General features: G+C 59.3%; 26 protein-coding genes. 17 read left to right on the forward strand and 9 right to left on the reverse strand.

The window, feature by feature from the left end; genetic code table 11:
* The first annotated feature begins 7 nt into the window (after nt 1-7).
* The 5 genes from ACV4UZ_RS07635 to ACV4UZ_RS07655 all read left to right on the forward strand — a co-directional run bounded on the left by ACV4UZ_RS07635 (nt 8) and on the right by ACV4UZ_RS07655 (nt 3,630).
* A complete protein-coding gene (locus ACV4UZ_RS07635) occupies nt 8-715 on the forward strand; it encodes a hypothetical protein (RefSeq protein WP_491600303.1) in 708 nt (235 codons plus the stop codon).
* A 1-nt stretch (nt 716) separates the two neighbouring features.
* Entirely contained in the window at nt 717-1,919 is a 1,203-nt protein-coding gene (locus ACV4UZ_RS07640) for a hypothetical protein (RefSeq protein ID WP_491600304.1), read from the forward strand.
* Between the two features lies 1 nt (nt 1,920).
* A complete protein-coding gene (locus tag ACV4UZ_RS07645; protein WP_491600305.1) occupies nt 1,921-2,589 on the forward strand; it encodes a DUF4376 domain-containing protein in 669 nt (222 codons plus the stop codon).
* A gap of 152 nt (nt 2,590-2,741) precedes the next feature.
* Nucleotides 2,742-2,966, forward strand: a complete 225-nt coding sequence (locus ACV4UZ_RS07650) for a Com family DNA-binding transcriptional regulator (protein WP_491600306.1) — start codon at nt 2,742-2,744, stop codon at nt 2,964-2,966.
* Complete coding sequence (locus tag ACV4UZ_RS07655) at nt 2,941-3,630, forward strand: Mom family adenine methylcarbamoylation protein (RefSeq protein WP_491600307.1); 690 nt, start codon at nt 2,941-2,943, stop codon at nt 3,628-3,630. The genes ACV4UZ_RS07650 and ACV4UZ_RS07655 overlap by 26 nt, the downstream gene beginning before the upstream one ends.
* Here the strand turns inward: ACV4UZ_RS07655 and ACV4UZ_RS07660 are convergent.
* Nucleotides 3,627-4,058 (reverse strand): hypothetical protein, encoded by a 432-nt coding sequence (locus ACV4UZ_RS07660; protein WP_491600308.1) that lies wholly within the window; start codon nt 4,056-4,058, stop codon nt 3,627-3,629. The genes ACV4UZ_RS07655 and ACV4UZ_RS07660 overlap by 4 nt on opposite strands.
* A gap of 467 nt (nt 4,059-4,525) precedes the next feature.
* Here ACV4UZ_RS07660 and ACV4UZ_RS07665 point away from each other — a divergent pair, with 467 nt between their 5' ends.
* Nucleotides 4,526-5,818, forward strand: coding sequence for a site-specific integrase (locus tag ACV4UZ_RS07665; RefSeq protein WP_491600309.1), 1,293 nt, complete (start codon nt 4,526-4,528; stop codon nt 5,816-5,818).
* A gap of 480 nt (nt 5,819-6,298) precedes the next feature.
* Here the strand turns inward: ACV4UZ_RS07665 and ACV4UZ_RS07670 are convergent, their stop codons facing one another.
* Both ACV4UZ_RS07670 and ACV4UZ_RS07675 read right to left on the reverse strand, forming a co-directional pair.
* Nucleotides 6,299-6,913, reverse strand: a complete 615-nt coding sequence (locus tag ACV4UZ_RS07670) for a hypothetical protein (protein ID WP_491600310.1) — start codon at nt 6,911-6,913, stop codon at nt 6,299-6,301.
* A 141-nt stretch (nt 6,914-7,054) separates the two neighbouring features.
* Nucleotides 7,055-8,062, reverse strand: coding sequence for a helix-turn-helix transcriptional regulator (locus ACV4UZ_RS07675; RefSeq protein ID WP_491600311.1), 1,008 nt, complete (start codon nt 8,060-8,062; stop codon nt 7,055-7,057).
* A 298-nt stretch (nt 8,063-8,360) separates the two neighbouring features.
* Between ACV4UZ_RS07675 and ACV4UZ_RS07680 the strand changes: the two genes are divergently transcribed.
* The 10 genes from ACV4UZ_RS07680 (at nt 8,361) to ACV4UZ_RS07725 (ending at nt 21,108) form a co-directional block, all read left to right on the forward strand.
* Nucleotides 8,361-9,326 carry a helix-turn-helix transcriptional regulator gene (locus ACV4UZ_RS07680; protein ID WP_491600312.1) on the forward strand — a complete coding sequence of 322 codons (966 nt, stop codon included), beginning with the start codon at nt 8,361-8,363 and terminating at the stop codon, nt 9,324-9,326.
* A gap of 184 nt (nt 9,327-9,510) precedes the next feature.
* Entirely contained in the window at nt 9,511-10,143 is a 633-nt protein-coding gene (locus ACV4UZ_RS07685; protein WP_491600313.1) for a helix-turn-helix transcriptional regulator, read from the forward strand.
* Nucleotides 10,144-10,147: 4 nt separating this feature from the next.
* Entirely contained in the window at nt 10,148-14,302 is a 4,155-nt protein-coding gene (locus ACV4UZ_RS07690) for a DUF4347 domain-containing protein (protein ID WP_491600314.1), read from the forward strand.
* A gap of 19 nt (nt 14,303-14,321) precedes the next feature.
* Nucleotides 14,322-16,115, forward strand: coding sequence for a TolC family protein (locus ACV4UZ_RS07695; RefSeq protein ID WP_491600315.1), 1,794 nt, complete (start codon nt 14,322-14,324; stop codon nt 16,113-16,115).
* A gap of 19 nt (nt 16,116-16,134) precedes the next feature.
* On the forward strand, nt 16,135-16,404 hold the full coding sequence (locus tag ACV4UZ_RS07700) for a hypothetical protein (RefSeq protein WP_491600316.1): 270 nt from the start codon (nt 16,135-16,137) through the stop codon (nt 16,402-16,404).
* Nucleotides 16,401-16,556 (forward strand): hypothetical protein, encoded by a 156-nt coding sequence (locus ACV4UZ_RS07705; RefSeq protein WP_491600317.1) that lies wholly within the window; start codon nt 16,401-16,403, stop codon nt 16,554-16,556. Before ACV4UZ_RS07700 ends, ACV4UZ_RS07705 begins: the two co-directional genes overlap by 4 nt.
* 2 nt (nt 16,557-16,558) lie before the next feature.
* Complete coding sequence (locus ACV4UZ_RS07710; protein WP_491600318.1) at nt 16,559-17,347, forward strand: efflux RND transporter periplasmic adaptor subunit; 789 nt, start codon at nt 16,559-16,561, stop codon at nt 17,345-17,347.
* Nucleotides 17,348-17,360: 13 nt separating this feature from the next.
* Nucleotides 17,361-18,671 (forward strand): efflux RND transporter periplasmic adaptor subunit, encoded by a 1,311-nt coding sequence (locus tag ACV4UZ_RS07715; RefSeq protein WP_491600319.1) that lies wholly within the window; start codon nt 17,361-17,363, stop codon nt 18,669-18,671.
* A 2-nt stretch (nt 18,672-18,673) separates the two neighbouring features.
* Entirely contained in the window at nt 18,674-20,779 is a 2,106-nt protein-coding gene (locus ACV4UZ_RS07720) for a site-2 protease family protein (RefSeq protein WP_491600320.1), read from the forward strand.
* Nucleotides 20,780-20,805: 26 nt separating this feature from the next.
* On the forward strand, nt 20,806-21,108 hold the full coding sequence (locus ACV4UZ_RS07725) for a hypothetical protein (RefSeq protein WP_491600321.1): 303 nt from the start codon (nt 20,806-20,808) through the stop codon (nt 21,106-21,108).
* 145 nt (nt 21,109-21,253) lie between these two features.
* Here the strand turns inward: ACV4UZ_RS07725 and ACV4UZ_RS07730 are convergent, their stop codons facing one another.
* On the reverse strand, nt 21,254-21,760 hold the full coding sequence (locus ACV4UZ_RS07730) for a hypothetical protein (protein WP_491600322.1): 507 nt from the start codon (nt 21,758-21,760) through the stop codon (nt 21,254-21,256).
* A 163-nt stretch (nt 21,761-21,923) separates the two neighbouring features.
* A complete protein-coding gene (locus ACV4UZ_RS07735; RefSeq protein ID WP_491600323.1) occupies nt 21,924-22,514 on the reverse strand; it encodes a hypothetical protein in 591 nt (196 codons plus the stop codon).
* 313 nt (nt 22,515-22,827) lie between these two features.
* Here ACV4UZ_RS07735 and ACV4UZ_RS07740 point away from each other — a divergent pair, with 313 nt between their 5' ends.
* The gene (locus tag ACV4UZ_RS07740) at nt 22,828-23,373 is read left to right on the forward strand and encodes a recombinase family protein (protein ID WP_043744884.1); all 546 of its coding nucleotides are present in this window, start codon (nt 22,828-22,830) and stop codon (nt 23,371-23,373) included.
* On the opposite strand, the gene ACV4UZ_RS07745 is transcribed toward ACV4UZ_RS07740, so the two are convergent.
* The 4 genes from ACV4UZ_RS07745 to ACV4UZ_RS07760 all read right to left on the reverse strand — a co-directional run bounded on the left by ACV4UZ_RS07745 (nt 23,352) and on the right by ACV4UZ_RS07760 (nt 25,775).
* A complete protein-coding gene (locus ACV4UZ_RS07745; RefSeq protein WP_491600324.1) occupies nt 23,352-23,690 on the reverse strand; it encodes a DUF6626 family protein in 339 nt (112 codons plus the stop codon). The two genes, ACV4UZ_RS07740 and ACV4UZ_RS07745, sit on opposite strands and share 22 nt — an antisense overlap.
* 139 nt (nt 23,691-23,829) lie before the next feature.
* Nucleotides 23,830-24,504 (reverse strand): hypothetical protein, encoded by a 675-nt coding sequence (locus ACV4UZ_RS07750; protein ID WP_491600325.1) that lies wholly within the window; start codon nt 24,502-24,504, stop codon nt 23,830-23,832.
* A 170-nt stretch (nt 24,505-24,674) separates the two neighbouring features.
* Nucleotides 24,675-24,911 carry a hypothetical protein gene (locus tag ACV4UZ_RS07755; protein ID WP_491600326.1) on the reverse strand — a complete coding sequence of 79 codons (237 nt, stop codon included), beginning with the start codon at nt 24,909-24,911 and terminating at the stop codon, nt 24,675-24,677.
* 18 nt (nt 24,912-24,929) lie between these two features.
* Nucleotides 24,930-25,775 carry a hypothetical protein gene (locus ACV4UZ_RS07760; protein WP_491600327.1) on the reverse strand — a complete coding sequence of 282 codons (846 nt, stop codon included), beginning with the start codon at nt 25,773-25,775 and terminating at the stop codon, nt 24,930-24,932.
* Nucleotides 25,776-25,872: the final 97 nt, after the last annotated feature.

Consider the following 25,872-nt stretch of genomic DNA (forward strand, 5'->3'; position numbering starts at 1 on the left):
GAGGACCATGGATTATCCCAGCGATCCCGCCGTAAGGCTGCACAACGGCAAGTTCACCGATGGGGCGGCGGACGGCTCCTACCCGCCGTCCATGGACCCGGCCTCTTGGTCCAACGCCGTGACGGATGAAATTCTGGCCGTCATTGTGGCGGGCGGGCTGACCCCCATCGAAACCAACCCAACCCAGATGCGCGATGCCATCGCTGCCATGATCACCGCCTCCGCGCCCGACTTGGTCGGATATGTCCTAGCCAGCACGTTGCGCGCCCTGGCCTATCTGGGCATCGGCCATGGCCTGGAGAATGACGGCTCCGACAATGCCCGTGTCAAGCTGGACGGCGCCACGCTGGTCCTCTCCGCCGCCGGCCTCAAGCTCAACCTGTCCCAGGCGCTGGTGTGGGCGGCGAGCCAATCTCCCCACGTGGGCACCCCACTCACCGACGAGGCCACTGTGGCGTGGAATATCCAGACCCATGGCCAGTGGGCCAAGCTGACCACCGCCGCCGGGCGGACCATCGGGGCGCCCACCAATCTGGTGGCCAACACCATGTACGGGCTCCAGATCACCACCAACGGCTATACGCCCGGCTGGAATGCCATCTGGGACTGGGGCACCGCCGGGGCGCCCACCGGCCTGACCGGCACGGTCCTCATCATCGCCTGGTACGACGGCACCAAGCTGCGCGCCGCGCCGATGATCACCGGAGGGGCGTAAGATGGTCCTACCCATCCTGTTTGGGGCCGCGTCCCGCCCGTCCTGGGAGACGTACACCGGTGCCCAGGATGGCGCCTGGGTGACGCTGCATGCCAGCAACTATTCGCTCGGCGGTTTGTCGAGCTATCCCAACGTCTGGAGCGGTGCGACCGATACCGACGCCGCCACCATCGGCGCGGTGCATTGCTTTGACGGTTCGGCCGTCACCGCCAACGCCCGCAAGCTGACGATCAGCGGCACGACGCTTGCCACCCTGGGCAATTGGGTGGTCACTCGCAGCGGCGCCAGCGCCCATGGCATCACCATCGCCGACACGTCATGGATATGGGGCATGACCCAATCCGGCACGCCAAGCAATCCTCGTCCGATCGGTATTACACACGACGGCACCGGCATCTTGGCCGCCCAGGTCAGCGGCAGCAGCTTTGTCGCCAACAGCAGCTGGAATTTCGCCTATCCCTTGGATACCGGGCGCGGCCTGATGACGTGCTGCAATAACAATGCGGGCGTCCAGGTGGCGGTCAATAGCCGCAGCGGCACCACGCTGGGCAGCATGGGATCACCCATTACATTGGCCCCCTTTACCTCCGGCTCCGGCACCAATGGCGGTATCGCCGTCCCCTGGAGGTCAGACGCCAGCGCGGCGGCCTATCACACCACGCTCAGCACCGGCTTGGCGCAACTGGCGTTGCTGTCTCATGCCGCCACCACCGTATCGGTGGTTGCCACCGCCGATATCACCGCGACGGCGGACCCGTATACCTGCACGCTGTCCAATCCGCTGGACATGTGGGGCGGGGCATCGAGCCGCTATCTCGCCATCTGGTCGGTGGGGACCGTCACCTATGGGCGATTGATCCGCGTCACCACCACCGCCATCACCATGGGCGCCGTCGTCACATTGTCGAGCGGGGCGGTCCTGTCGTCAAGGCTGTCGGCGGTGGCGCTGGGCAGGGGGACCATCGCCCTGTTGTCGGGGGGCGCGCCGCTGGCCGTGACCTTCGCCTATTACAATCAGGCGGACGGCATGGACCTCACCCTGCGGGTCTCGGCGGGCGGCCTCAAAGCCATCCCGCTGGGCGGCAACACATTTGGGTCGGGCTCTTGGGGCATTGTTCGAATATCGCCCAACCGCATGCTGGTGGTGGCGGGCGGCTCAAGCGGCCTCAAGGGCAAAATCATCTACAACGGAGCGGGGCTGTAACATGTACGACACCGTCTATCTGACCCTGGGCGCCGATGGCGCCGTCACCGCCGTCATCGAGGGCGGCGAGACCTTTGAACATCGGGGCGCCAATTACAGCCGCGCCGCCCTGGACGGCTGGTCCGATGATGACCTTGACGCCGCCGGTATTGCCCGCGCCCGCCGTGTCGCCGAGGAGTACGACGACGCCACCCGCACGGTGGCGGGCTGGGAGGCGGTCAAGGCGGACGATATCTGGACCTATGTCCGCCAGACCCGTCCCCTGACGGCCGAGGAGATGGCTGCCCTGTTGACCGATGCCAAGGCCCACCAGGCGATGCAGCTGGACGCCGCCTGCGCGGCGGCGATCATGGCGGGGTTCGTCCACGCCGCCCTCGGGGCGCCTCACACCTACCCCATGTCGTCCAACGACCGGGCCAACTTGCAGGGCAGGGTTTCCCAGGCCCAGGTGGCCCCCGACGGCACCTATACCATCTGGTGCAAGGACGCGGCCGGCGCCTGGGCTAAACGCCCCCACACCGCCGCTCAGACCATCTCCGTTGGGCTGGCCGCTGCCGCCTGGGTGCAGGCCAACAGCGACAAGCTGTCGGGCGAGGATGGCCTGGGCGGGTTGCTCAAGGCCGTAGCCGATGCCGAAACGCTGGCCGAAGTGGCAGCGGTGGTGTGGTGAAGTTACGCCCGCCGGCCTCGGCCGGCGGGGGGATGGGGCGTTGGCGCGCCCCAAACCGCAGGAGGAAGGCTCCCGCATGACCAGACCCGGCCGGTATTCCGGCCATCCCCGCACCCGTGCGCCGGGTGGGGCAGTTTTAAAGGTCAGAGTTCATGGAGTCCATCCGGTGCGGCGAATGTCGCCGCTTGCTTGGCCGGGGAGAATACCAGGCCCTTGAAATCAAGTGTCCGCGTTGCGGCACGCTGAACCATTTGAGGGCCACCCCGAGCCCCCCGCCAGAGCGCCATGGAGCGTCACATGAAAAGGTTGATGCCTATGGCGCGAAAGCCCCACCATCCCCCACTTCCGGGAATGATCCATCCCCCGGCCAACCATGATCCGGGCTATGTCTATGGCAGCCTGGCGGTGGCCGGTTTCGGCACGCGAGATTTCTACGTGGCCACCATCCCCCGCCCCCAGGCGGTAGAGATCATCCGGACCAACCACTACTCCCGGCGCATCGTCAACAATTCCTACGTCCACCTTGGCATTTTCATGGCTGGAGAACTGGTGGGGGTGATGCAGCTTGGTTATGCCCTCAATCCCCGCCAGGTGTCCAAGATCGTCGCCAACACCGAGGTGGACGAGTACCTGGAACTGAACCGCATGTGGCTTGATGACAAGGCGCCCCGCAACAGCGAGAGCCGGGCCATCAGCTACGCGGTGAAGTACCTGAAGCGGGCCTGCCCCCGCGTGAAGTGGATACAATCCTTCGCCGATGAACGCTGCGGGCGGTTGGGGGTTGTCTACCAGGCGGCAAACTTCCTGTTCCTGGGTAGCCATCTGACCCGCTTCTATGAACTGGATGGCGAGGCCTATCATGAGATGCTGCTGACCGCCCATAAGAAGGGAGGCCAGCGCGGTGATCACCTCCGCGCCAACCTGGACCGCGCCACAAAGCGCACCCTGCGGCAATACCGCTATCTGCTGTTCGTCAAACCGGCCTTCAAACGGGACCTGCGAATGCGGCCCCAGCCTTATCCAAAGCCGTCATGCCCTTAGTTGCGTCGAACTTCGCGGAAGCCGGGCAGGGTCTTCATATATTCGGCCTCCTCGACAGTCATCCACTTGCAATCGGCCAGTTCGCCAATGCCAAGGACACCAACCAGGCGACGCCCGTCGCCTGGTTGGGCTTCGGCCATCACCTGGGATTGGTTGGAGCAAAACGCCGTCACGTCCCGCAGATGGCTCATCTCGATTTCAGTCTTGGCCTTGCGGCCAAAATGCGTTCCGCCCCACACCGCCAACGGCCCAATCACGACAACGGCAATCAGGGCGTCCCGCCACAATCGGCGGGTAAGATTGCGGCTGAGACGCCTCTCTTCTGCCTGCCGGGCGCCCCACCAGCCCTGCCAATCGAAAGCATTGTCATTGGCCGGGGCCGCTTCTCGCAGCAGCGCCCGCAGTTGCTCTTTCCTATCCGCGCCCATCGGCATCACTCCGTTGGCAATGGCCTCTGGGGTAAGGGTATTAAAGGCTTATTAAGAGAACCTCAATTCGGTCGCCTTTGCCGTCCCGGATCGTCTAAAAGCGCCCACCGATTTGTCCAAAATCGCGCGCGCCGCTACACTGGGAATCCCGTGCAGCCTCGCCAAAGTGCCCCAAAGCTACCCCGGCCCCATTTGCCCTACTTTTACCCTGCTAACGCCAAATACCAGCAGGGCCGCCCTGGCTGGTATTTGTATAGTGCATTGTATTATATGGCAAAATTTGGTGCCGGTTGCAGGGTTCGAACCCGCGACCCCCTGATTACAAACCTAGCACTACCAAATTAAATCAATGGGTTAGATAAATCGCAAGGGGGTTATGATCCTCTAAAATCCGCAGAAATGCTTGTATTTTTCACAAGGCCACCACATATTCACAAAGTGAGTTCACAAAACCTGCGGGCATTGCCATGGCTAAAGAGTTTTATCAGGAACTACGAGAGGTTAGCCAAGGCATAGTCATCTATTTACGGGCTGGCCTGAAAGACCCGGTCTGGCAATTTCGTGTGAAAAAGCCCGATGGCTCCGGTTATGCTATAAAATCGACCAGGACCAAAGACCCCACCCAGGCGGCGAAGATCGCCACCGACGCACTTGCTGCCATGACCAACCGACAGCAACAAGCGATGCCGGTGGATGGCAGCCTGTTCGGCGCGGTCGCAGATGCCTTTCTGATCCATCTTGACGACGACGGGCTGAAGGGGAAGAACCCCCTGAAATATTCTGCGTTTGAAACCCCAATTCGCCTGTATTTCAAGCCGTATTTCGGCAAGATGGCAATGGACTGCATCGAACGAGGCGCATTGGAATCATATTATAAATGGCGCAAAAAGAAGGGAGATCCTTCGCCATCAACGCTAAACAACGAAAATACCACATTGCGTGCCATATTTGATTTCGCTGTGACGAAAAAGGCGATCAAGGAACGTGATATTCCCAAGATCAACAACTTCTCCATCAAAGATATGGAGCCACGAGCCACATTAGAAGACGCAGACTATCAGAAGCTCAAGGTGACGGCGTGGGCACAATTTGATGAAGCCCGCCATCTTGCCCGAAAACGCTACCGGAACCGCTTTCGGCTTGGCCCGAATGACCCCCTGTATGGGAACAGAACGTGGATCAATGATCCCGAAGCGTGGCAGCGGTTCCAGTTATACTGCTACGTGGTCATTATGGCCCAAACCGGTATGCGGCCCTCAACTGCCAGGAAACTTAAATGGGGGCATGTCACCCCCAACCCGATAACAGGACACGGTCTGGTGCTGGCTGGAAAGGCTAAGAAGGGCACGAGCAACCGGGCTTGGGCTATCGTCCCCACTAACGAGGGGATTGGTCGGTTGCGGACTATGCGCAGTTGCCGACGCGATCCGGGCAACGATCAGGAGCCTCTGTTTGCGTTTGCATCATTCAAAAAGTCGTTTGAAACCCTGTGCAGCAAGGCAAAGGTTTCCCACGACGTGGATGGCAAGAAACGAACCCTCTACAGTCTGCGTCACTACTACATCACCAAGCAACTTCGGCAAGGTGTGCGGGTGGAGTCAGTGGCAAAAAACACCATGACCTCTGTGCAGATGATCGAGCGCCATTACAATCACAACACCACACTCCATGCCTATAGCGAGTTGAGCAATGGCGGCAACGCCAGCACGCTTGATGCAGTTATCAGGCTGCTGAATATCAGCTCCCGACAAAGCCTATAGAACCCGCCAAATGAGGATGGCGCTTTCACATCAACATCGGGTCCAGCGCCGTTCTTTAGGGGCGTCGGATTAAGGGCCGGGCATCAGCATTTTTGCTGTCATGAACAGCCACAGAGATGACAACCCTAAATAGTATTGTCGCCACCCCCCTGTCCATGAGCCCCTCAATTTTGAGGAAAACGATTTGAAACTGGCCGCAGCCCAAACCACGGCCAGTTCCATGAGATTCACGATGTCAAATAGCGATAACATGGTCAGGATGGCACGCTGAAAGTCCGTTGTCGATAATACTTTAACGAGCATTTAAGTTAGACATATCTGTGACGTCACATCACATAAATCAGCCGATATGAACCTGCCTACCGTTTGGGTAAGCGTTACGAACGGATTGCGGCGTGCGTAGAGGGCTCCGGGTTTCGCCAGCAGCGCCAGCGCGACCGTCATGGATATAAATCGAGCATGAAATCCTTCAGTCCACCTTCATGAAATAGCACGGCAGGTTGCGGCAGTCCGCTGGATCATGGCCGGGTCCGTTTGGCCACGATGATGGAATGAGGCCGCCGTCGCCCCATCGATCCGGTACAGGCGATCGCGACCGGTTTTCATAGCGTGAAATATCTGTTCGGGCGGCATGCCGCCCAATTCCAACACCGAGGACATCTCCGCCGAGGTTTCGGCCAAGGTAACTCGCGCCAAAGGGGACTGATCCGGACGCGAGAGCCACGGGCCATGTAGACCGACCTCGCCAGCAATCACCCTGCGCGGCGCACCGAGCACCGCCACGCCCGCCGCCGAATCCGCCACCGCACCCTTGGGCACCACCGCCTCCAGCCCGGCCCAACCGAACAGCCGGCCGATATAGGCTCCGGCCCAGGCATGCCCGCCGGGGGAATTGATGCGAGCCTGTCGAATGGTCGGGTTGGCGGCCAGGAGGCGGGCGGCGACGCAATGGTCCCATTCCTGGATGAAGCCGCTGATCACCAAGGTCCGGCCATCCGCCGTCACGCTCATCTCCGCAGCCAACGCCGCTGGCAAGGATGACCAGCCTGCCAGGATCGCGGCAATCAGATAGGCGGAGATGGAGCGAATCGACATAAGGCGCACCTCATCCCCATAGGAGGTGCGCCTGCAGCGTCCAGGGTTCAACCGGCCCTGCGAATAATTTGCTGTATCACCAAGGCGGTGCCGTGGCGTCAGCCTGCGCTATTTTCACCCAGGCTGTCTTGGAAGGCGGCGTTACGGTTCCCGCGTTTGCCTCTTCCTTAAGCTTCCCGGCGGATAGCCGAACTTCCTGCGGAATGCCGCCAGGAAATGGTTGGTGTGGATGTAGCCCAGGCGCTGGGCCAAGGTCTTGAGGGGGATTTCGCTGCTTTCTATGGCCTTATGGGCTTCGGCGAGGCGATGCTCGGTGATGAAGGCATGAATGGGCTGCCCGTATTCGGCCTTGAACGCGTTGTTCAGGGATCGGGCCGAGACATTGAATTGCACGGCAAGCTCTTCCAGCGTCGGCAGTTTCCCATGCATGGAGGTGAGTTGCTGGTGGAGCGTCTGCGCCTGCTTCCTCGACAGCGATGCCGGTGGAAACGCCGCGACATTGGTTCCCAGGTGTTCGATCAATGCGGTCAGATATTCCAGCGCCCGTGCCTGGCATAGCAACCGACGGGTGGCCCCATTGAGGTCATGGGGGATTGCATTGTGCAAATGAGCCGACACATGGGGCGGCATCGACCGCACCTTGATCCTGGGGGCTGGCGTCAACTCCAATGCGTCGAGCGTGCGTTCGGCGATGTCGTGGCCGACCAGATGCCCTAGGACCGTCCGGCTGATGGTCAATGCCGTCATGACGACATCCGCCGACCCATCGACGACGGGATCGACGCTCAATCGGTCGGCCAAGCGGAAGAGGTCGATGCCGGGGCGAAAGATAAGTTCTGCGGCGGGGTATTTTTCGTGATGGATGACCTGGCCGCCGACGACCGTCTGAACCATCAGGGACTCGCCGGGGAAAGCCCCCTCCACATGCCCGATATGGATCAATTGTCCCAGCGACGCCGGGGTAAAGCGCCGGGTGGTGCGGAACAGCGTCATTCCCAGAGCGAGCTCGATCTTGGAGAAACTGGCCTCGCCGACCTCGGGTGGCATGGGGTAGGGGTGGCGATCGACGTCGCCATCCCAAGGCTGAAAATTTGCCTCCTCGTCTTCCAGAAGCCAGCTGAATTTGAGGAACTCATAGGCGGAGCGCATCGGCCGTCTCCGGGATTAGCGTCCGCTCAATATCATCGGGAGTGGCCGGTGGAGTCTACATGCGATTGGCCATTCATCAGCCAGCGTGCATTGGCGCGTCTTAACCTTTCCATTTCACGTATCTTCCTCGGCTCGCAAGTGCGACCCAGTTTCAGGTAGAGTCATTCCCTCGCCGTGTCTGCCCTCGTGATGCGGAGATATCCGATCAATGGGCCTGAAATTCGGGCACGAGGGCGAATGAGGCGTTGATGGCGAAAGCCAAAGCCAAACATCCTGGTTGTGATTAGGCAGAATGGGCATGTCGATAATCGAACATTGGGTTGACGCCCCGGAGGTGGGGCGCGAAACCGTGATCCGTCGTCACCCGGAGACCTTCGCCCATCATTCCTTGGGGGACGGGGCGGATTTCTTTCATGTGTTCGCCAAAGGGGTGCCGAACGTCAACTACAAGAAAGTCGTGATGCCCCATGACACCCAGCTCTGGATTCGGGTGTTTCTCGCGGGGGGCGACGAATGTATCCGGCCTGGAATCAGCGCCCCCATTGTGACGGATGAGGAGCGGTTCAGCGTCGGCATCTGCCGCCATCCCGCGTCATTCTATCGAGCCCTGCCGGGAGGGGGCAGCTTCGAGCACGTCGCTTTGGCGCTGACCCCGGAACGGCTGCGTGATTTCTTCGGCGAAACGCGTTGCCCACGTCCCTTGGCCAGGATGCTTGATGATCGCCCCGAGACGCTGGCCCTCACCCCGGCTCGAACGGCCCATATGGGACGCATCGCGCACGATGTTCGCGCCGCCCCTTTTCGCGGGAATGCCTTGAATTTCTTCCTGCAGGGCAAGGTTCTGGAAATGCTGTCGGCGGTGGTCGATCTCATGGATGAGGGCGATTCCGGCGATGACCGCGTGCTGGGCCGGGAGCGTCACCGCCTTTTGGCGGCGCGTGATCTGCTGCTGACCGATCTCGCCTCTCCGCCGGATCTGATGGATGTCGCCCGCCAGGTGGGAACTTCGCCCCGCCGCCTGAACGAGGCGTTCCGACGCGAATTTGGCATGACGGTACAGCAATGGCTGTTGGACCAGAAAATGGCGCAGGCCGCCCAATTCCTGGCTGTCGGCGAATTATCCATCAAGGAAATCGCCTATCGGCTGGGATATTCTCACCGTAGCGCCTTTGCTGCGGCGTTTGCCCAGCGTTTCGGAGTGCCGCCAGCCGGATTCCGTGATGAGCGGGCGAGCGTATATTACGCTCCCGGCACGCCCTCCTAACACTTTAGGCAGGATTTCGTACACCGCCTCGGTTCAATTCGGGCCACCCTCTGCGCTCTAATCCCGCTGTCGAGACATTCGACGCGGAGAGCGCATGCCAAGCGATATTCAACATATCCAGGTCGGCCAAGGATTGGAGGTGATCCTGACGCTCTCCCATGCGCGGAGAGAGCGTCTGAAAGCCATGGTCCAGTTGTCGGTCTCCGATGGACGCTTGGCGGAGACGGGCGGTGATTACGCCTTGGTGGCATGTGTTTCTCCCGCCCGGCTGCGCATCATGCTGGGGCATGGCAACGGTCACGGTTCCAGCCTGGAGAGGCTGCTGTCCGGTGGGTGCGAGCGGGTGGAAATCGCCAATTCCGCCCTGGTGCGCCGTGTCGCCGAGGACCTTTCTCGCACGCCTTATCGTGGATCGGCCTTCAATCTGTATGTCCAAAGCAAGGTCATCGAACTGCTGGTGGACGAGGTTTCGACTTCGGACGAGAGCGATGACCAGCGGCACGCCTTCGCCGTCCGCGACATTCTGTTGACCGATCCGGTTTCTCCCCCGTCCATGGCCGAAATATCCCGCATGGTCGGCGTGCCGCCCCGCAAGCTCAACGCCCAGTTCCGAGCCGTGTTCGGGATGACCGCCTTTGAATGGCTGGTGGACTGGCGTCTGGTTCGCGCCCGCGACCTGGTGATGGATGGCGGCGCCTCCATCAAGGATATCGCCTTTTCACTGGGCTATTCGCACGTCCCCACCTTTTCCGCCGCCTTCACCCGCCGTTTCGGCATGCCCCCGACCCGCTTCCAGGCGAGTCGCAATCAGGATTGATGCCATGACTTCTGTTCCTTCCCGACGCAAACGTCTGAATCTCGGCCTGATGGCCCTTGAGCCGCGCTGGATGTTCGATGGCGCCGCCATGGCCGATGCCGCCCATGCCGCCCCCGACGCGGCGGCCAAGGCGCTGATCCCCGACGCCCCAGCGCCGGTGCAGGTCCGCGCCGCCGATCCCGCCCAGGATGGCGGCAAGAAGGAGGTGGTGTTCGTCGATACCTCGGTGGCCGATTACCAGACCTTGGAAGCGGCGGTGAAGCCCGGAATCGAGGTCCAGGAAATCGACGGCGGCCAGAGCGGCCTGGCCCAGATGGCCAAGTGGGCGGAGACCCATTCCGGCTATGACAGCGTCTCGGTGCTGTCCCATGGCGGTGAAGCCGTCCTGAACCTGGGCAGCGACTACATCACCTGGACAGCGCTGAACGACGCGACCGTGCAGGCGGAACTGGCCCAGATCGGCCACGCCCTGGCGGCGGGGGGCGACATCCTGCTTTACAACTGCAATCTGGCCAAGGGAGACGACGGCCAGCAATTCATCGCCGGACTGGCCGCCGCGACCGGAGCGGACGTGGCCGCGTCCGACAACACCACCGGCGCCTCGGGCGATTGGACGTTGGAGAAGACCATCGGAGAGGTGACGGCCTCGCCGCTGGACGCCTCCAGTCTTGCCAATTACGGCCACGACCTTGTCGGCCCATCGGCGTTCCAGATCAAGATCGACCACCCCTCGAACACCAATGCCTATATCAACACCAATGCCTCGGCGGTTGATTCCAGCGGCAACATATATGTTGCCGGTTCTTTTGACACCGGCGTCGCCCTAGATTCATCCAGTCCCGCCACAATAACCTCGGCGGCGCAGCGCGCGGGCAACCAGGCCGGTTTCATCGCCAAATATTCGTCGTCGGGATCCTTCCTGTGGTCGAAGATCGTGGGCGACAGCGTCTCTCCGCTGGGGACAAACAATCCATTCACGTCCTGCCTTGGTGTCGCGGTCGATAGCAGCGACAATGTCATTGTCACCGGCAGCTTCCAGAAAACGGCCAAGTTCGATCCCGGATCGACCAATGACAACATCACCAGCAATGGCAGTTACGACATATTCGTAACGAAATTCGCATCCGATGGAACCTATGGTTGGACCAAGACCTTTGGCGGCACGGGCAGTGACAACGCCATGGATGTGGCCGTGGTGGGCGGAACCAACATCGTCCTGATCGGAACCTTCAATACCAGCGTGAATTTCGGTGGAACAACGGTCACGGACCGGGGCGGCGGCAACGCCGCCTATGTTTTGTGCCTTGATGCCATTGGCGCGACCCAATGGGTGAATGCCTACGACGCCTACAATTACCCGGCATCGCAGGCCCAGGGAACCGAGCGGGGCTACGCGGTGGACTCGGACGGAACCAGCATCTTCGTTTCCGGCCTGATCTCCGGCGGCTCGACCGTGAACATGAACCCGCAAGGCACGGCGTCCGACCTGACGTCGTCTCTGGGCGGAGACACGATGTTCGTGCAAAAGCTCAATTCCAGCGGCATCAATCAGTGGGCCTTCGCGCTTCCGTTCTCGCCAAGTTCTCGACACAGCATTCTTAGCCATGACGCGGCTGGTAACGTGATCGTCGCCGGCGTTTACAGCGGGACGAAGGATTTCGACCCTAGCGTGGCCACGCACAACCTTAGCTCTTCCGGCGGATCGACGGATACCTATGTCGCCAAATATAGCGGCGTCAATGGGGCCTATATCTGGGCCGACAGCATCGGTGGTGCGGGGACCGACGGCGGCAACGGTATCGCCGTCATCGCCGACGCATCGAACAACGTCTATGTCGGCGGCGTGACCAATGGAAGTTCCATTGACTTGAATCCTGCTGGCGGGGGCACCGTCTCGGGCCTGAGCTCTTATAGCCTGTTCCAGGTAAAGCTGGACTCGTCCGGCGCCTATGTGTGGGGCAAAACCGGGACGAGCAGCGCCCAAATCAACGCGCGCGACATTCTCTTGACCGGCGGCAAGATCGGATTGGTCGGCGACATGGGGGTGGGAACCCTGGGATCGTTCAGCAACTCCGGAACCTCCATGACGTTCAACGCCTGGAATGCCGGGTTTGTCGAGGGATACGCCTCGGATGGCACCCCCTTCGGCGGCACGCCGCCCCCCGGCCCCAGCTTCACCTCGTCCGCGACCGCCAATTTCGCCGAGAACGGCACGGGGACCGCCTATACGGCGGCGGCCACCGGAACCGGCACCGTCACCTATGCCCTGAGCGGAACCGACGCCGGCAAATTCGATCTGAACACCTCGACCGGCGTGCTGACCTTCAAGGCCACCCCCAATTTCGAGGCTCCGGGCAGCGGCGCCAGCTCCAATTCCTATTCCGTCACCATCAGCGCAACCGATGACAATGGCACGGCGTCGCAGGGGGTGACCATCAGCGTCACCGACGTGGCTCCCGCCTGGACGGCTCCGGCTCCCATCACTCTGAACGATAACAGCGCCAACGGCGCCGCAGTGGCGACATTGACCGGGACCGGCGACACCAGTGGGGTGACCTGGTCGATCCAGAGCGGCAACGCCTCAGGTCTGTTCGCAATCAACGCGGCCACCGGCGCCATCACCGTCGCCGACGCCACCAAGTTCGATTTCGGAACGACGCCTTCCTATAGCCTCAGCGTGCGCGAAACCGACGGCACCACCAACGCGGACCACAATATCACCGTCAATGTGAACCATGTCGGCCCGACCTTCAGCTCGGGCGCCACCACCAATTTTGCCGAGAACGGTGCCGGCACTGTCTATACGGCGGCGGCGACCGCCAGTGGTGGCACGGTGAGCTATGCCTTGGCGGGAGCTGATGCCGGTAAGTTCAACATCAGCAGCACGACCGGCGCAGTGACCTTCAAGGTGCCGCCGAATTTTGAAAATCCGGCCAGTGCCGCTAATTCCAATGTTTACAACATCACCATCAACGCCACGGATAACAACGGCACCTCGTCCAAGGCCGTCGCCATCACTGTTACCGATGTGGCTCCAGCCTGGACCGCTCCGGCACCTGTCACCCTGAGTGACAACAGCGCCAATGGCGTCACGGTGGCGACACTGACCGGGACCGGCGACACCAGCGGGGTCACGTGGTCGATTCAAGGTGGCAACGCCTCGGGACTGTTCGGCATCAACGCGGCAACCGGCGCCATCACCGTCGCCGACGCCACCAAGTTCAATTTCGCGACCACGCCATCCTATACCTTGGCGATTCGCGAAACCGACGGCAATACGAACGCGGACCACAACGTCACGGTCAATGTGAACCATTTCGTTGCCGCTGTCGTCGCGCCACCACCGCCGCCACCGCCGCCCACTACGCAACCCGCGCCGCCGGTAGTGGTGGTTCCGCCGGCCCAGCCCCAGCCTGTCGCTGAACTGCCGAAGACCATCGTCCGCGATACCACGCCACCGCCGGTATTCACTCCAATTTCCGCACCGTCACAGGCCCCAGTCGCAGCCCCGGTCGCCGAAGCGCCCAAGGCTCCCGCCGCAGGGCCGGCTGGCGACGCGCCCAAGACGCAAGTCAGCGAGGCCCCCAAGGCCGTGGCTCCCGTTACTCCGGTCGTGGTGGCGCCTCCGGTCATTCCTGTGGTGATGACGACCCAGCTTACGCCTCCGACGGCGGATGGCGGATTCCGCGTACCGGTGGTTACCGCGACTCAAGGCGGGCCTCCGGTCGAGGGGTTGCTCGCCCTTCGTCCCGAGGTTCAGGTGCCTCCACTGGCCGATGGCCCCATGAAGGTCACAATTCCGGCGGATGCCTTTGTCCACAGCCGTTCCGATGCCGTAGTCACGCTGAGCGCGGCTCGCGTAACGGGGCAGCCCTTGCCGTCATGGCTCAATTTCGACTCCCGCTCTGGCACCTTGGCGGGGCAGCCGCCCGCCGACTTCAAGGGGACCATGGTGGTCCGCATCATCGCCCGCGACGACAAGGGCCAGGAAGCCACCATCACCATCCGCATCAACGGCCTGCCGGAGAAAACCGGCGCCGTCCGGGACGGCAACGTTATCAAGCTGGGCCATCACCTCCGCGACAAACCGGTGGGCAAGATCGCCTTCACCCAACAACTCAAGCTGGCTGCCCGCAACGCCGCCATCCGCTTTTCCTGACCCCAGGGGATAGATCACCATGACCATTGCTTCCGCTCGCATGACCCGCCTGCTGGCCGCCGTTTCCACCGTCGCCCTGCTGTCGGCTTGCGCCGTGACGCCGACGCCGTTCACCCAGGATGAATTCTCGGCCAAGGCCAAGGCCGACCGCGCCGCCATGTTCGACGGCCAGGAGGTGATGGCCAAGCCGCTGACCCTGTCCGACGCGGTGGCCCGTGTTCTGAAGTACAATCTGGATAAGCGGTCCAAGATGATGGACGAGGCTCTGGCGCTGGGCCAGACCAGTCTCGACCGCTTCGACCTGCTGCCCAAGCTGACCGCCAATGCCGGTTATACCGAGCGCTCGGCCCCCAACGCCACCAAATCGCGAGATCTGTATACCCAGACCACCAGCACCTCGAATCCCAGCTATTCGGCGGATCGGTTCTCCATCACCAACGATCTGGGCCTGACCTGGAACATCCTGGATTTCGGCGTCAGCTACTTCACCGCCCACCAGAATGCCGACCGGGCGCTCATCGCTCAGGAAAAGCGGCGCAAGACCGTCAACAATTTGGTCCAGGAGGTGCGTTTCACCTTCTGGCGGGCCGCCGCCGCCCAGACCCTGAAGGGCAAGGTAACCGAAATCATCGCCACTGCCGAGAAGGCGTTGAAGGATTCCGAGCGGGTCGAGGCCGAAAAGCTGAAGAACCCCACCGAGACGTTGCGCATCCAAAAGACCCTGCTGGAAAGCATCCGCCAGTTGGAGGCCATCGACCAGGAATTGACCACGGCCAAGGCCGAGCTTGCCGCCCTGATCAACGTGGCGCCAGGCAGCGACTTCAAGTTGGACGTGCCTGAAAAGAACGGCATGACCATCCCCGCCTGGGACATGCCCATCGAGCAGATGGAAGAGGCAGCGCTGATCAACAACCCCGATCTGCGCGAGCAGGATTATCAGAGCCGCATCGCCATTGACGATACCCACAAGGAAATCCTCAAGCTGCTGCCCGGCGTCACCCTGTCCTTCTCGCGTCAATACGATTCCAACTCGTTTCTGGTGGATAACCGCTGGAATGATGTGGGCACCAAGGTCACCTGGAACCTGATCAATCTGCTGTCGGCTCCTGACCGGCTGGCCCATGCCGACAGTGCCGAAAAGGTGGCCGATGCCAAGCGCATCGCGTTGCGCATGGCGGTACTGGCCCAGGTCCATGTGATCTCGCATCAGTTCGCCAGCGCCACCAAGCAGTTCGAGCGGGCCGACAAGCTGTGGGGCATTGAGACCCGTCTGGCCGAAGCCTCGGGCAACCAGCAGCGCGGTGGCACCCAGAACGAGATCGAGCGCATCAGCACCGAGACCTCGGCCATCGCCGCCGAGCTTCGCCGCTTCCAGACCTATGCCCAGATGCAGTCGGCCTATGGCAAGCTGCAAGCCACCATCGGCGCCGACCCGGTGCCGGAGCGGGTGGCGTCGCACTCGCTGGAAGGTCTGTCGGGCGCCATCGTCCTGGCCATGCCGCCGGTGGTGAAGGCCGATGCGGTGCCGCAGGCTGCGCCCGCCGTGATCGAGGCTGTGAAGCCCGATGTTTCGGCCGAACCCGAACAGCGCGACGTGGTTGCCGATGCTCTGGGCTGGTTGGGCCGCACCATTGCCGACAAGGTCCAGGAACTCTCCGCCCCGACCAAGGAGGCCACAGCTCCGACTGTCCAAGCGCCTCCGACCGTGACGGTGCCGGTTTCCATGACCGTCGATCCCGCTGCTTCCCAGGTCGCTCAGGCCAATCCATCGGATCGCCCTATCGATTGGTTGGGGCGCCCCATCAACAGGTAGGCGGTCCGAGAAGGGAGGGATGGAATGGACTTCATCCAACAAATTGGCTGCAGGCTCGCTTCCGCCCCTTCCTTCATTCCTGATCGGGGAAACGACGATGATCGGTGAAGCGCTCGCCCGTGCCGCCAGGAACGCCATCCGTCGGATGACGCTTCGCCGTTTTGACCCAGATTCCCCCGCGAGGTCGGATGGTCAGCTTTCCTTGAAGGACATCGCGATTTTGACCAGGAAGTTGCCGGATTTCAATCTGCCGGAATCCGTTGGAAATGCCAGGACCGAGCAATCATGAACGCCATCCAGCGCAGCCGAAGGAAAGTGAATCTGGGCTTGATGGCTCTGGAGCCACGCTGGATGTTTGATGGCGCTGCCGTGGCTGATTCTGAGCATACAGCCCCGGTAGAGGCCAGCCGCCATGCGTCCATTGCACGTCTGGCGCGGTGAGCATGATGCACAAAGTCATCGCCACGCTGCTTTTTCCGATCCGCCCAATCTCGGGAAAGGGCGGGCTTCTGGCCCGCTGGGGATGGGCGGTCCCGGCCCTGTGCCTGCTGTCCTTCGGAGCACAAGCTCAGGAGCCGGTGATTCCGGTCCAACTGGTGGCGGTGCAGTTCACGACCCTATCTGCCGAATTGCCGGGCAAAATCGACCGCATCACGGTCAAGGAAGGCGACCGATTCAAGGAGGGCCAGACCCTGGTGGGTTTCGACTGCGTCATTCAAAGGGCGCAGTTGGACGAGGCCCAGGCGGTGCTGGGGGCGGCGGAGAAGTCCAAATCGGTGCATAAGCGTCTGCTGGAGCTGAACTCGGCCGGAACGTTGGAAGCCGAGAAGTCAGCCTCGGACGCCGCCGTAGCCCAGGCCAAGCTCAACTCGGCCCGCGCCGTCACCAGCAAATGCGGCATCAGTGCGCCGTTCTCCGGCCGGGTGGTCGAGCAGAAGGCGAGAGCCCATCAATATGTTCAGGCGGGTCAGCCCATTCTCGACATCCTCGACGATTCGACCCTGGAGGCCGAGTTCATCGTGCCGTCGGGCTGGGTAAGAAACCTCAAGCCCGGTCTGGTGGTCCAGGTGGCGGTGGACGAGGTCAAGAAGGTCTATCCCGCCAAGATCGCCCGCGTAGGGGCCAAGGTCGATGCGGTCAGCCATTCGGTCAAGGTGGTGGCCGAGGTTAAGGGCGATTATCCCGAACTGATCGCCGGTATGACCGGCCGGGTGCAGATGCCCCAACCATGATTGATATCGGGCCATGAGCGACAACCCGCTTATCAATCTGCTGGGCTTGGAGGAACACGCGAGGAAGGCGGCCAATTCCACCGAACTGGGCTTTGTCATGGTCAATGACAGCCGGGCCTTGGCTTTCTACCGCCAAGCGGCGCTGTTCATCGAGGGCGAGGGACTGAAGGCGGTATCCGGCGTTGCCGGGATTGAGGCCGGGGCACCGTTCACCTTGTGGCTGGAGCGGGTGTTCAAGCGTCTGGCATCCGATGACGTGCGCCAAGTCGTCCCCGCCGATCTCGATGGCGCCGATGGGGCAGAATGGTCGGAGTGGCTGCCTCGCCATGCCCTGCTGCTGCCGTTGAAGGACCGCGACGGCCAGCGACTCGGAACCCTGCTGCTGGCCCGTGACGAGGATTGGGGCGAGCAGGACATTGCCCTGCTAACCCGTGCTTCGGATTTCTACGGCCATGCTTGGGCCGTGCTACATCGGCCCTCGCCGGTGACGGAATGGAAGCGAAAGATCACATCCATTCCTCGCTACCGGCTGAAGCTGGCGGCGGGAATCGTGCTGGCCTTGCTGTTCCCGGTGCGGCTGTCGGTGCTGGCCCCGGCAGAGGTGGTGGCCCACAATCCGGCGGTGATCCGCTCGCCCATGGACGGCGTCATCGAGAAGGTGCATGTCCGGCCAAACCAGCAAGTGGCCGAGGGAGACATTCTCTTCGAACTGGATCGCACCACCCTGACCGGCAAGCTGGAGGTGGCCAAAAAGGCGCTGTCCACCGCCCAGGCTGAACTGGATCAGGCCACCCAGCAGGCATTCTTCGATTCCAAGGCCAAGGGGCAGCTTGCCATCATCCGCGCCCGCATCGAGGAGCGGAGCGCCGAGGCGGCGCAATTGGAAGATTTGATGGCCCGCTCCCAGGTCAAGGCACCGCGTGCCGGAGTGGCGGTGCTGGACGATCCCGCCGAATGGCAAGGCCGCCCGGTCAATGTGGGTGAGAAGGTGCTGGCGGTGGCATCGCCCAATGACGTCGAGGTGGAGGCTTGGTTGGCCCCTGCCGATGTCATCGCGTTGGAGAAGGGTGACCCGGTCAGCCTGTTTCTCAATGCCGATCCGCTGTCGCCGGTGTCGGCCAAGCTGCTTTACGTCACCTATGAAGCCATTCCCCAGCCCGACGGAACACTGGGTCATCGGGTGCGGGCGGAATTGGCCAAGGGCGAGAGCGGTCCCCGGTTGGGATTGAAGGGCACCGCCCGGCTCGACGGCCATCGGGTGGCGTTGATCTACTGGCTGGCGCGGCGCCCGCTGGCGGTCGTGCGTAACTTCGTGGGTCTGTAACCATGGATTCCGCCGCCCTGCCATTGCCGGGTTTGCGCGATGAGCTATCGCTGCATCCGGGTCCGGCTTCCCTCGACGGCTCGCCCACCTGGACCATCCGCGATCCGGTCCGGAACCGCTATTTCCGCATCGGCTGGGCCGCCTTCGAGGCTTTGAGCCGCTGGGGTGGCACCGCCGGTGACGTCGCCAAGGCGGTGCGTTCCGAAACCACCATCGACATGAGTGACGAGGAGGTGGTGGATGTCGCCAAGTTCCTCCACGGCAATCAGCTGACCCAGGCCAACAGCCATGCCGATACAACGCGGCTGGCCGAGCAGGCGGCGGCGGAGAAACATTCCGTCTTCAACTGGCTGCTGCACCATTACCTGTTCTTCCGCATTCCCCTGGTGCGGCCCGATCGCTTCCTGGGGGCCATGCTGCCGCTGGTGTCCTGGCTGGGCAGCCAGTGGTTTCGTTGGACCACCTTGGGGGCCTTGCTGCTCGGGTTGATGCTGCTGGTGCGGCAATGGGAGGTCTTCACCGCCACCCTGGTCGATACCCTCTCGGTCAGCGGCATGGTCAGCTACGGCATCGCCTTGTCACTGGTGAAGGTGATCCACGAACTGGCCCATGGCCTGACCGCCAAGCGGTTCGGGTGCCGGGTGCCGACCATGGGGGTGGCATTCCTGGTGATGTGGCCGGTGCTCTATACCGACGTCAACGAGACCTGGACCCTGGCGTCGCGGCGGCAAAGGCTCCTGGTCGGGGCGGCGGGGATCATGGCCGAACTCTCCGTGGCGGCTTGGGCCACGCTGCTCTGGGCTTTCCTGCCCGATGGTGGCATGCGCCAAGCGGTGTTTGTGCTGGCTGCCTTCACCTGGGTGTCGTCGCTGGCCATAAACTTAAGCCCCTTCATGCGTTTCGACGGCTACTTCCTGGCCATGGACGCCCTGGAACTGCCCAACCTGCATCCGCGTTCCTTCGCCATGGCCAAGTGGTGGCTTCGCGAAGTGCTGTTCGATCTGGGCGAGCCAGCGCCGGAAGCCATGAACCCAGGCCGCCAGAGGGCCATGGTCGCCTTTGCTTTTGCCGTTTGGATCTACCGCCTGATGCTGTTCCTCGGCATCGCCGCTTTGGTCTATCACTTCTTCATCAAGGCGGTTGGCGTGCTGCTGTTTGCCGTCGAGATCGGCTGGTTCGTGTTCCTGCCCATCTGGAACGAGGTCAAGGAATGGGCCAAGCGTCGCGACGGCATTTTCAAGAACACCCGCTGGAAGCGACCGTTGCTGGGAATCGGCCTTGCCTTGGTGGTCGCGGTGATCCCATGGCGGACCCGGATTGAGGCTCCGGCCTCGGTCGCCGCCGAGATTATGGCGCCGCTATTCCTGCCCGCTCCGGCCCGGTTGGAAGCGGTGCTGGTCGAGCGCGGCCAGCATGTAGCGGCGGGAACAAAGTTGCTGGCCTTCACCGCCCCCGATATAGATTCAAGGCGTGCCATCACCGCCGCCAAGCTGGCGGGAAAATCCGCTGAGTTGGAGGCAGTTAAGCTCGACCCCTTCGGCCGCGAACGGCTGTCGGCCCTGACCGAGGAGTTGTCGCGGCTTGGGTCTGAGAAGGCGGCCCTGGATGCCGAGGCCGAACGTCTGACCATTACCTCGCCCCATGCCGGGATCTTCCTTGATCCACTGCCGGATCTGAAGCCCGGCGCTTGGCTGTCCCCCAAGCAGCAATTGGGCCTGATCCGTGCTGATGGCGCCACCATCGCCACCGCCTATGTGGCCGAGGATGATCTTGACCGGATCAAGCCGGGCGACGAGGCCCGTTTCATTCCTCACGGCCTCGACCATGTCGGTATGACCGGCACGGTGCTGGCCATCGACCGCAATCCGATCAAGGTTCTGACCGATTCGGCCCTGGCCTCGCTCCATGGCGGCGACATCCCCGTGCGGGTATCGGGCCAGATTCTGGTGCCCCAGGGAAGCTTCTTCCGCGTTACCATCCGTCTGGATGGCACGGCCCCCAACCTCAAGCTGATCGGCCATGTCCAGATCAGCGGCCAGGGCCAAAGCCTGATTGGCCGCGCCGCCCGCTCGGCCCTGGTGGTGCTGGTCCGAGAGTGGGGCGCATAATCATCAACCCAGTGAAGGAGATCGACATGAAGATCAAGCAAACCCTGATGGTGATGATGGTGGCGGCCATGCTGACCCCTGCATCAATAGCCCTGGCCCAGAGCGGCCCCATCGACAAGGCTTATGAAGATGGCAAGGCTGCGGAGATCTCGTCGGTCAAGCTGCGTTTAGCAACCCAGTCTGCCACAGTGGCCGTGCAGGAATTGAACGAGGCTGAGGGCTCTTTGCGGCGGTTGAGGGAGGCCAAGGCTTCCGATCAGCGTCGCAAGATCGCTACCGAACTTGAAATGGCGATCACCCGATTGAAAATTGCCGCCGGAGGTCAATGACGCATCACTCCCCCTGAGCCGATCAAAGCTTGTGTGTGCTGAGAAGGATATCACCTGACAGATAGGACCACACCGGCCCGGCACGCCGGGCCAGTATGAGTCAATTCGCCCCCTTACAGCCTGATTAAGCGTAGATGGGCACCCCTTATCCTTGACGATAGTAAAGATCACCATTAGTGCATGGGAACGCTACATACTCGGCATCGAATATATCTATAATATCGCTATTATTTGAATATGATCTATGCGCCCTGTTGACATCACGTGTCCATCCGACGGTGACGCGACCTGTATTAAAATCTGCATCTAAGACCTTTAGATAGCATCTTCCTCGCCTGATCACATAAACCATATCAAGCGGATAGCAGTTTCCACTATAAGCCATTTTAAAGCGAACGGCATCACTCTTGCTTTTGAACACAATGCAATAATAATCATATAAATACCGAGCAAACCCCATTTGCCATGAACCAATCTCATGGCTCGTCAAATGACAAACTGTTGCATGTATATTTTGTTTTGTTAATGCCTCTATAATGTTTTCATATTCACACTCATCTTCATAAAGCTCAGTAGCCAACACATATCCCTGTGAGTATAATGTTGGTATTAATGTTGATGAAATATTAGCGATGCTTTTTTGGATTTTCATGATCAAATCTCTCCTGTTCGCGCCGGGGATGATTCGCCCGGCGCGTGATAATGGGTGATTTAGCTTGCGTTCTGGGGTTTCAGATCAGCGTGAGAGCTGCCTGGATAGCGTTTAGCAGGTCGTGGAAGTCCCCGAATTGCAAAAGCGGGGAGGCGTTTCGGCATCAGCCCACTGGGGTGTGGAGATCGCCATTGGTGCAGTTAAATGCTACATATTCTGCACCAACAAGTCTCGGAAGAATACTATTTGTAGTGTATGAACGATATGCTTTGTTTATATCCCGCACCCATTCAACACAAACCGGAACGGGAGCTGGGAAGTCATCGTCTATATCGCTGTCTTCTCCATCATCGACGATAGTGCTCATCCTATTCTTTACCGAAAGGTATGTGTCGCCGCGTTTAATAACATATATTTTATTCAAGGCCCACGTCTCATCATCGCAAATCATTCTAAACTTAACTGCATCGCTTCTTTTTTTGAATACAACGCAGTGGTATATAACAGGAAGCTCATAGTAACGATTGAAACCATCTGGAGTTGGTGTCTCCCCCAGGTATATTTCATTGCTTTTGAAGATACACATTATGGCGTGTATGTGGTGTTTTTTAAAAGTGTCCTTGATGTCATTCAATTCACAAACACATGTCTCGAACATATCATCAATCTCACATGTCGCTACCATGTGGGCTTGGGAGTATATGGTCGGGATTAGGTTGGCAGTTATAGTTGCGAATGATTTATGGGTTGTCATGATTACATTTCTCCTGTTCGCAATGGGCATACCGACGCCCATTGAGTGAATGCTTTGGTTTTTTCAGGCTTATAGCGGGTTGCCCGCCACCGATGCCTCTGCGGCAGCCTGATCAATTCGACCAAGCCCCCGGAGCTCAGACGGCAAAGGCGCTGCTGCGCCTGTGCCAGGGACATGAACCCCGCGTCTCGCATGACCAAGGTTCAGCAAGGCACCGAAATCCGCCCAAATAAGTGTCTCGTATATGTGCCAATTTGACATTTGAGACATATTCTCATATGCTTCTTAAATACAAACAAGACATGAGGCCGCTATGCTGATCGGATATGCGAGAACATCCACTCTTGATCAGCGGGCCGGCCTTGATGCCCAGTACCGAGACCTGGAAGCTGCCGGTTGCGAAAAAATCTTCACGGAGCAAGTTTCGTCCGTGGATGTTGCTGCTCGCGACCAGCTTGCTGCCGCTTTGGAGTTTGTCCGAGAGGGCGATGTCCTGATGGTGAGCAAATTGGATCGGCTGGCCCGATCCGTCCCTCATCTCCTCCAGATCACCGAATATCTGGAACAGAAGAAGGTGGCCCTGCGGGTTCTCAACATGGCGATGGACACAAGCACGCCGACGGGACGGCTTATGCTTACCTTGCTTGGCGGGATCGGTGCGTGGGAACGAGAAATCATGTTGGAGCGCCAGCGGGAGGGTATCGCCAAGGCCAAGGCCGAAGGCAAATACAAGGGCCGCCGCCCGACGATAAAGCCCGAGGAAATCCGTGCCCTGAAGGACGAGGGGCTTGGGGCGGCTGCCATCGCCCGCAAGCTGGGGGTCGGGCGGGCCAGCGTTTACCGGTTGCTGGCCGAATAGCCATTTCGGCTACCGGCCCGGCGCCATATTTCTCCCCATACTCGGGCTTCTAAAACCTTTAACCCATTGATTCCATGCTCGTATTCGCCTAGATCTTCATCGCTTTTGCACAGTGCCGCAGCCTCGATAGTGGCGTCGAGGCAATCGTTGATGTTCTGTATCAGGGCCAGAAGAACCTCGGCAGATGGGCGGCGGCAACGGGACAGGGATGAACTCAAATAACTTTGGCTGCGATTTGCAAAATCACCAAAGCTGCGACCCGACCCAACCACCCCGAGAGAGTGAAGTTCATCGTAAATATCTTTAAGACTTAGCATTAGATGCCTCCTGCGTATGTTATTGCAGTCATATTTATGCAGGCATCAAGATGCAGAATATTTATCTATTAGCAATTCAACATATACGACATGTTTGTGTATTTATATTAGGCGACATCATGCATTCATCGGATTGTAGTTATATATTATATAACCATCTGTCAGATGATCTAAACTCAAGTGACATACATTTATATAGTCTACCAATCTTTTTTAACCAAACAGGTTCCCATTCATTCCCAAAGCGGACAGGAAGATCTCCTACGCCACCTTCTGAATATCGGCATATTTGTTTTCTAATGTAGCCATATATATTGCGGACTGCCTCGTCAGTTGATTGTTTTTCAAACAATGACTTGACGACCACCCGCCACCGTCCCGGCCATTTTCGCCGCAGTTCTTCCGAAAGCGTATCTACCTCACATCGACCGCACGCCACCAGCAAATGGACATGCAGATTGATGATGACGTCATCGCCGGAAACTGGCGGAACCCCAAGATCATTGAATAGTGATTCTCGGTGACCGTGAACATCCCGGCTTCTTGATAAATCAAACTCAAACGCACCACGAAATCGTAGGCCGGGTAAACGACGGCTCTTGGTTAGACTTGCCCAATCTGACTTAAATAGCTCAATTTCGGCACGGACCTTTGACTCAATGGCCGCGTCAGAATGGCCTGGGCTTGCGGGTATTCCACTCACTATTATCGTGGCAAACGCTAATTTTGACCGCTCAACCGAACGGAAAAACTGCCAACTTCTCGGGAGTTTGCTTTCTGAACCAATTGCTGGCTGCGATATATTCTTTTCCATGTGACCACCTCAAAAATTGCCCCTGGCGCGTTCCAATACGCCAGGAGCCATGTGCTGGGAGGTGGTGCAGCACAAGTAAAAGCATTCAATGCGATACATATATTCATAGTGACCACCTCTTTCGTCGAAAATTGGAACTGACGACAGAGGTATTTAGGCATGTAGTTAATTCACTTGGATGGACCGCGATCTATCACCCGTCGGTTGGCACGCATAATGAGCAAACTCACCAAATGTTCCGTCTGACGCGAAGCAACCTTAATAGTGTCGAGAATATCCAATACCCCAGAGCCTAACTCAGCATCATTCATTAAAAACGAATTATCGCATTGATATTTTCTCTCGACAGACACCGCATCAGCGGCAGAAATCATTAGTTCATTCAATCTCATATTCATCACCTCCATGTATGGCCTGCTACCTATTTATGCAGCAGCGTCACTGATAGATTTCAAGTGAGCGGGCATTTTTGGTGAAGTCAGCCGCCCTGTTTTACGTTGATACTCTTTGACCTGGAAATTGATCCCGCCAAGCATTTTAAACGGGCGGACAATGGCAACGACATGCATCATGATTTCAAGAGAATGCGCCCAGTCAAATATCATATTATCTGTCAGCTGCCACCCAAGCTGCCAGAGCAGTTTTTGTGGATTGTTGTAGTGAATAAACTGATGAAGCTTCCTTTTAATTCTCAACAGCATCCGGTCAACATCAACATTTTTCAGTGCATTTTTTGATACAATCTCTCTGAAGCAGTCTGCAATTAAATCGACGTCTTTTTTCTTTTCTGGGAAAGCCGTCCACAGATTGGCTATGGCCTTGATCTTCAAGGGTAGGTCGGTCAGATGGTCAAGCGATAGTGGCTGCATCTGACAAAAATATCTGACTTCCACATTGCTGGGAGGAGGGCCACCTGCGATGTGGAGCACATCATCAATATATACAATATTGCAAACTGTTCGTAGTTGCGGCGTCAGATCAACAATTTCAACGCTGTGATCGGAAAACTTCATTCTAAAAAATGAGAGATATCTTTTATTTACTGCTGCTATATAGAAGTCATCCACAAGTTCGCCATAACGCCCTACGTAAGGCATCCCCTGGAACCAAGTTTCATATGACTTTCCGCCAAAATGTTTTCGTAACCAATAACACGCATCATCCCTTCTCTTGCTATCAACTGTAATTTTCATAACTTGCATTTTTATCACTTCCTTATTGTTTGTTGTGTTTAAAAAGCCGCATGAGTGCGCTTCTTCATTGGCGCGCACTTATGCGTAACGCCTTGGCGGCGCCCATCAATGCCTATTTATGCAGCCAATTTCCTTCGGTCTCTGAGCGGCTCGGTGCCGTGCCCGTTCATCCAGC

The sequence above is a fragment of the Paramagnetospirillum sp. genome (genome assembly GCF_058402745.1).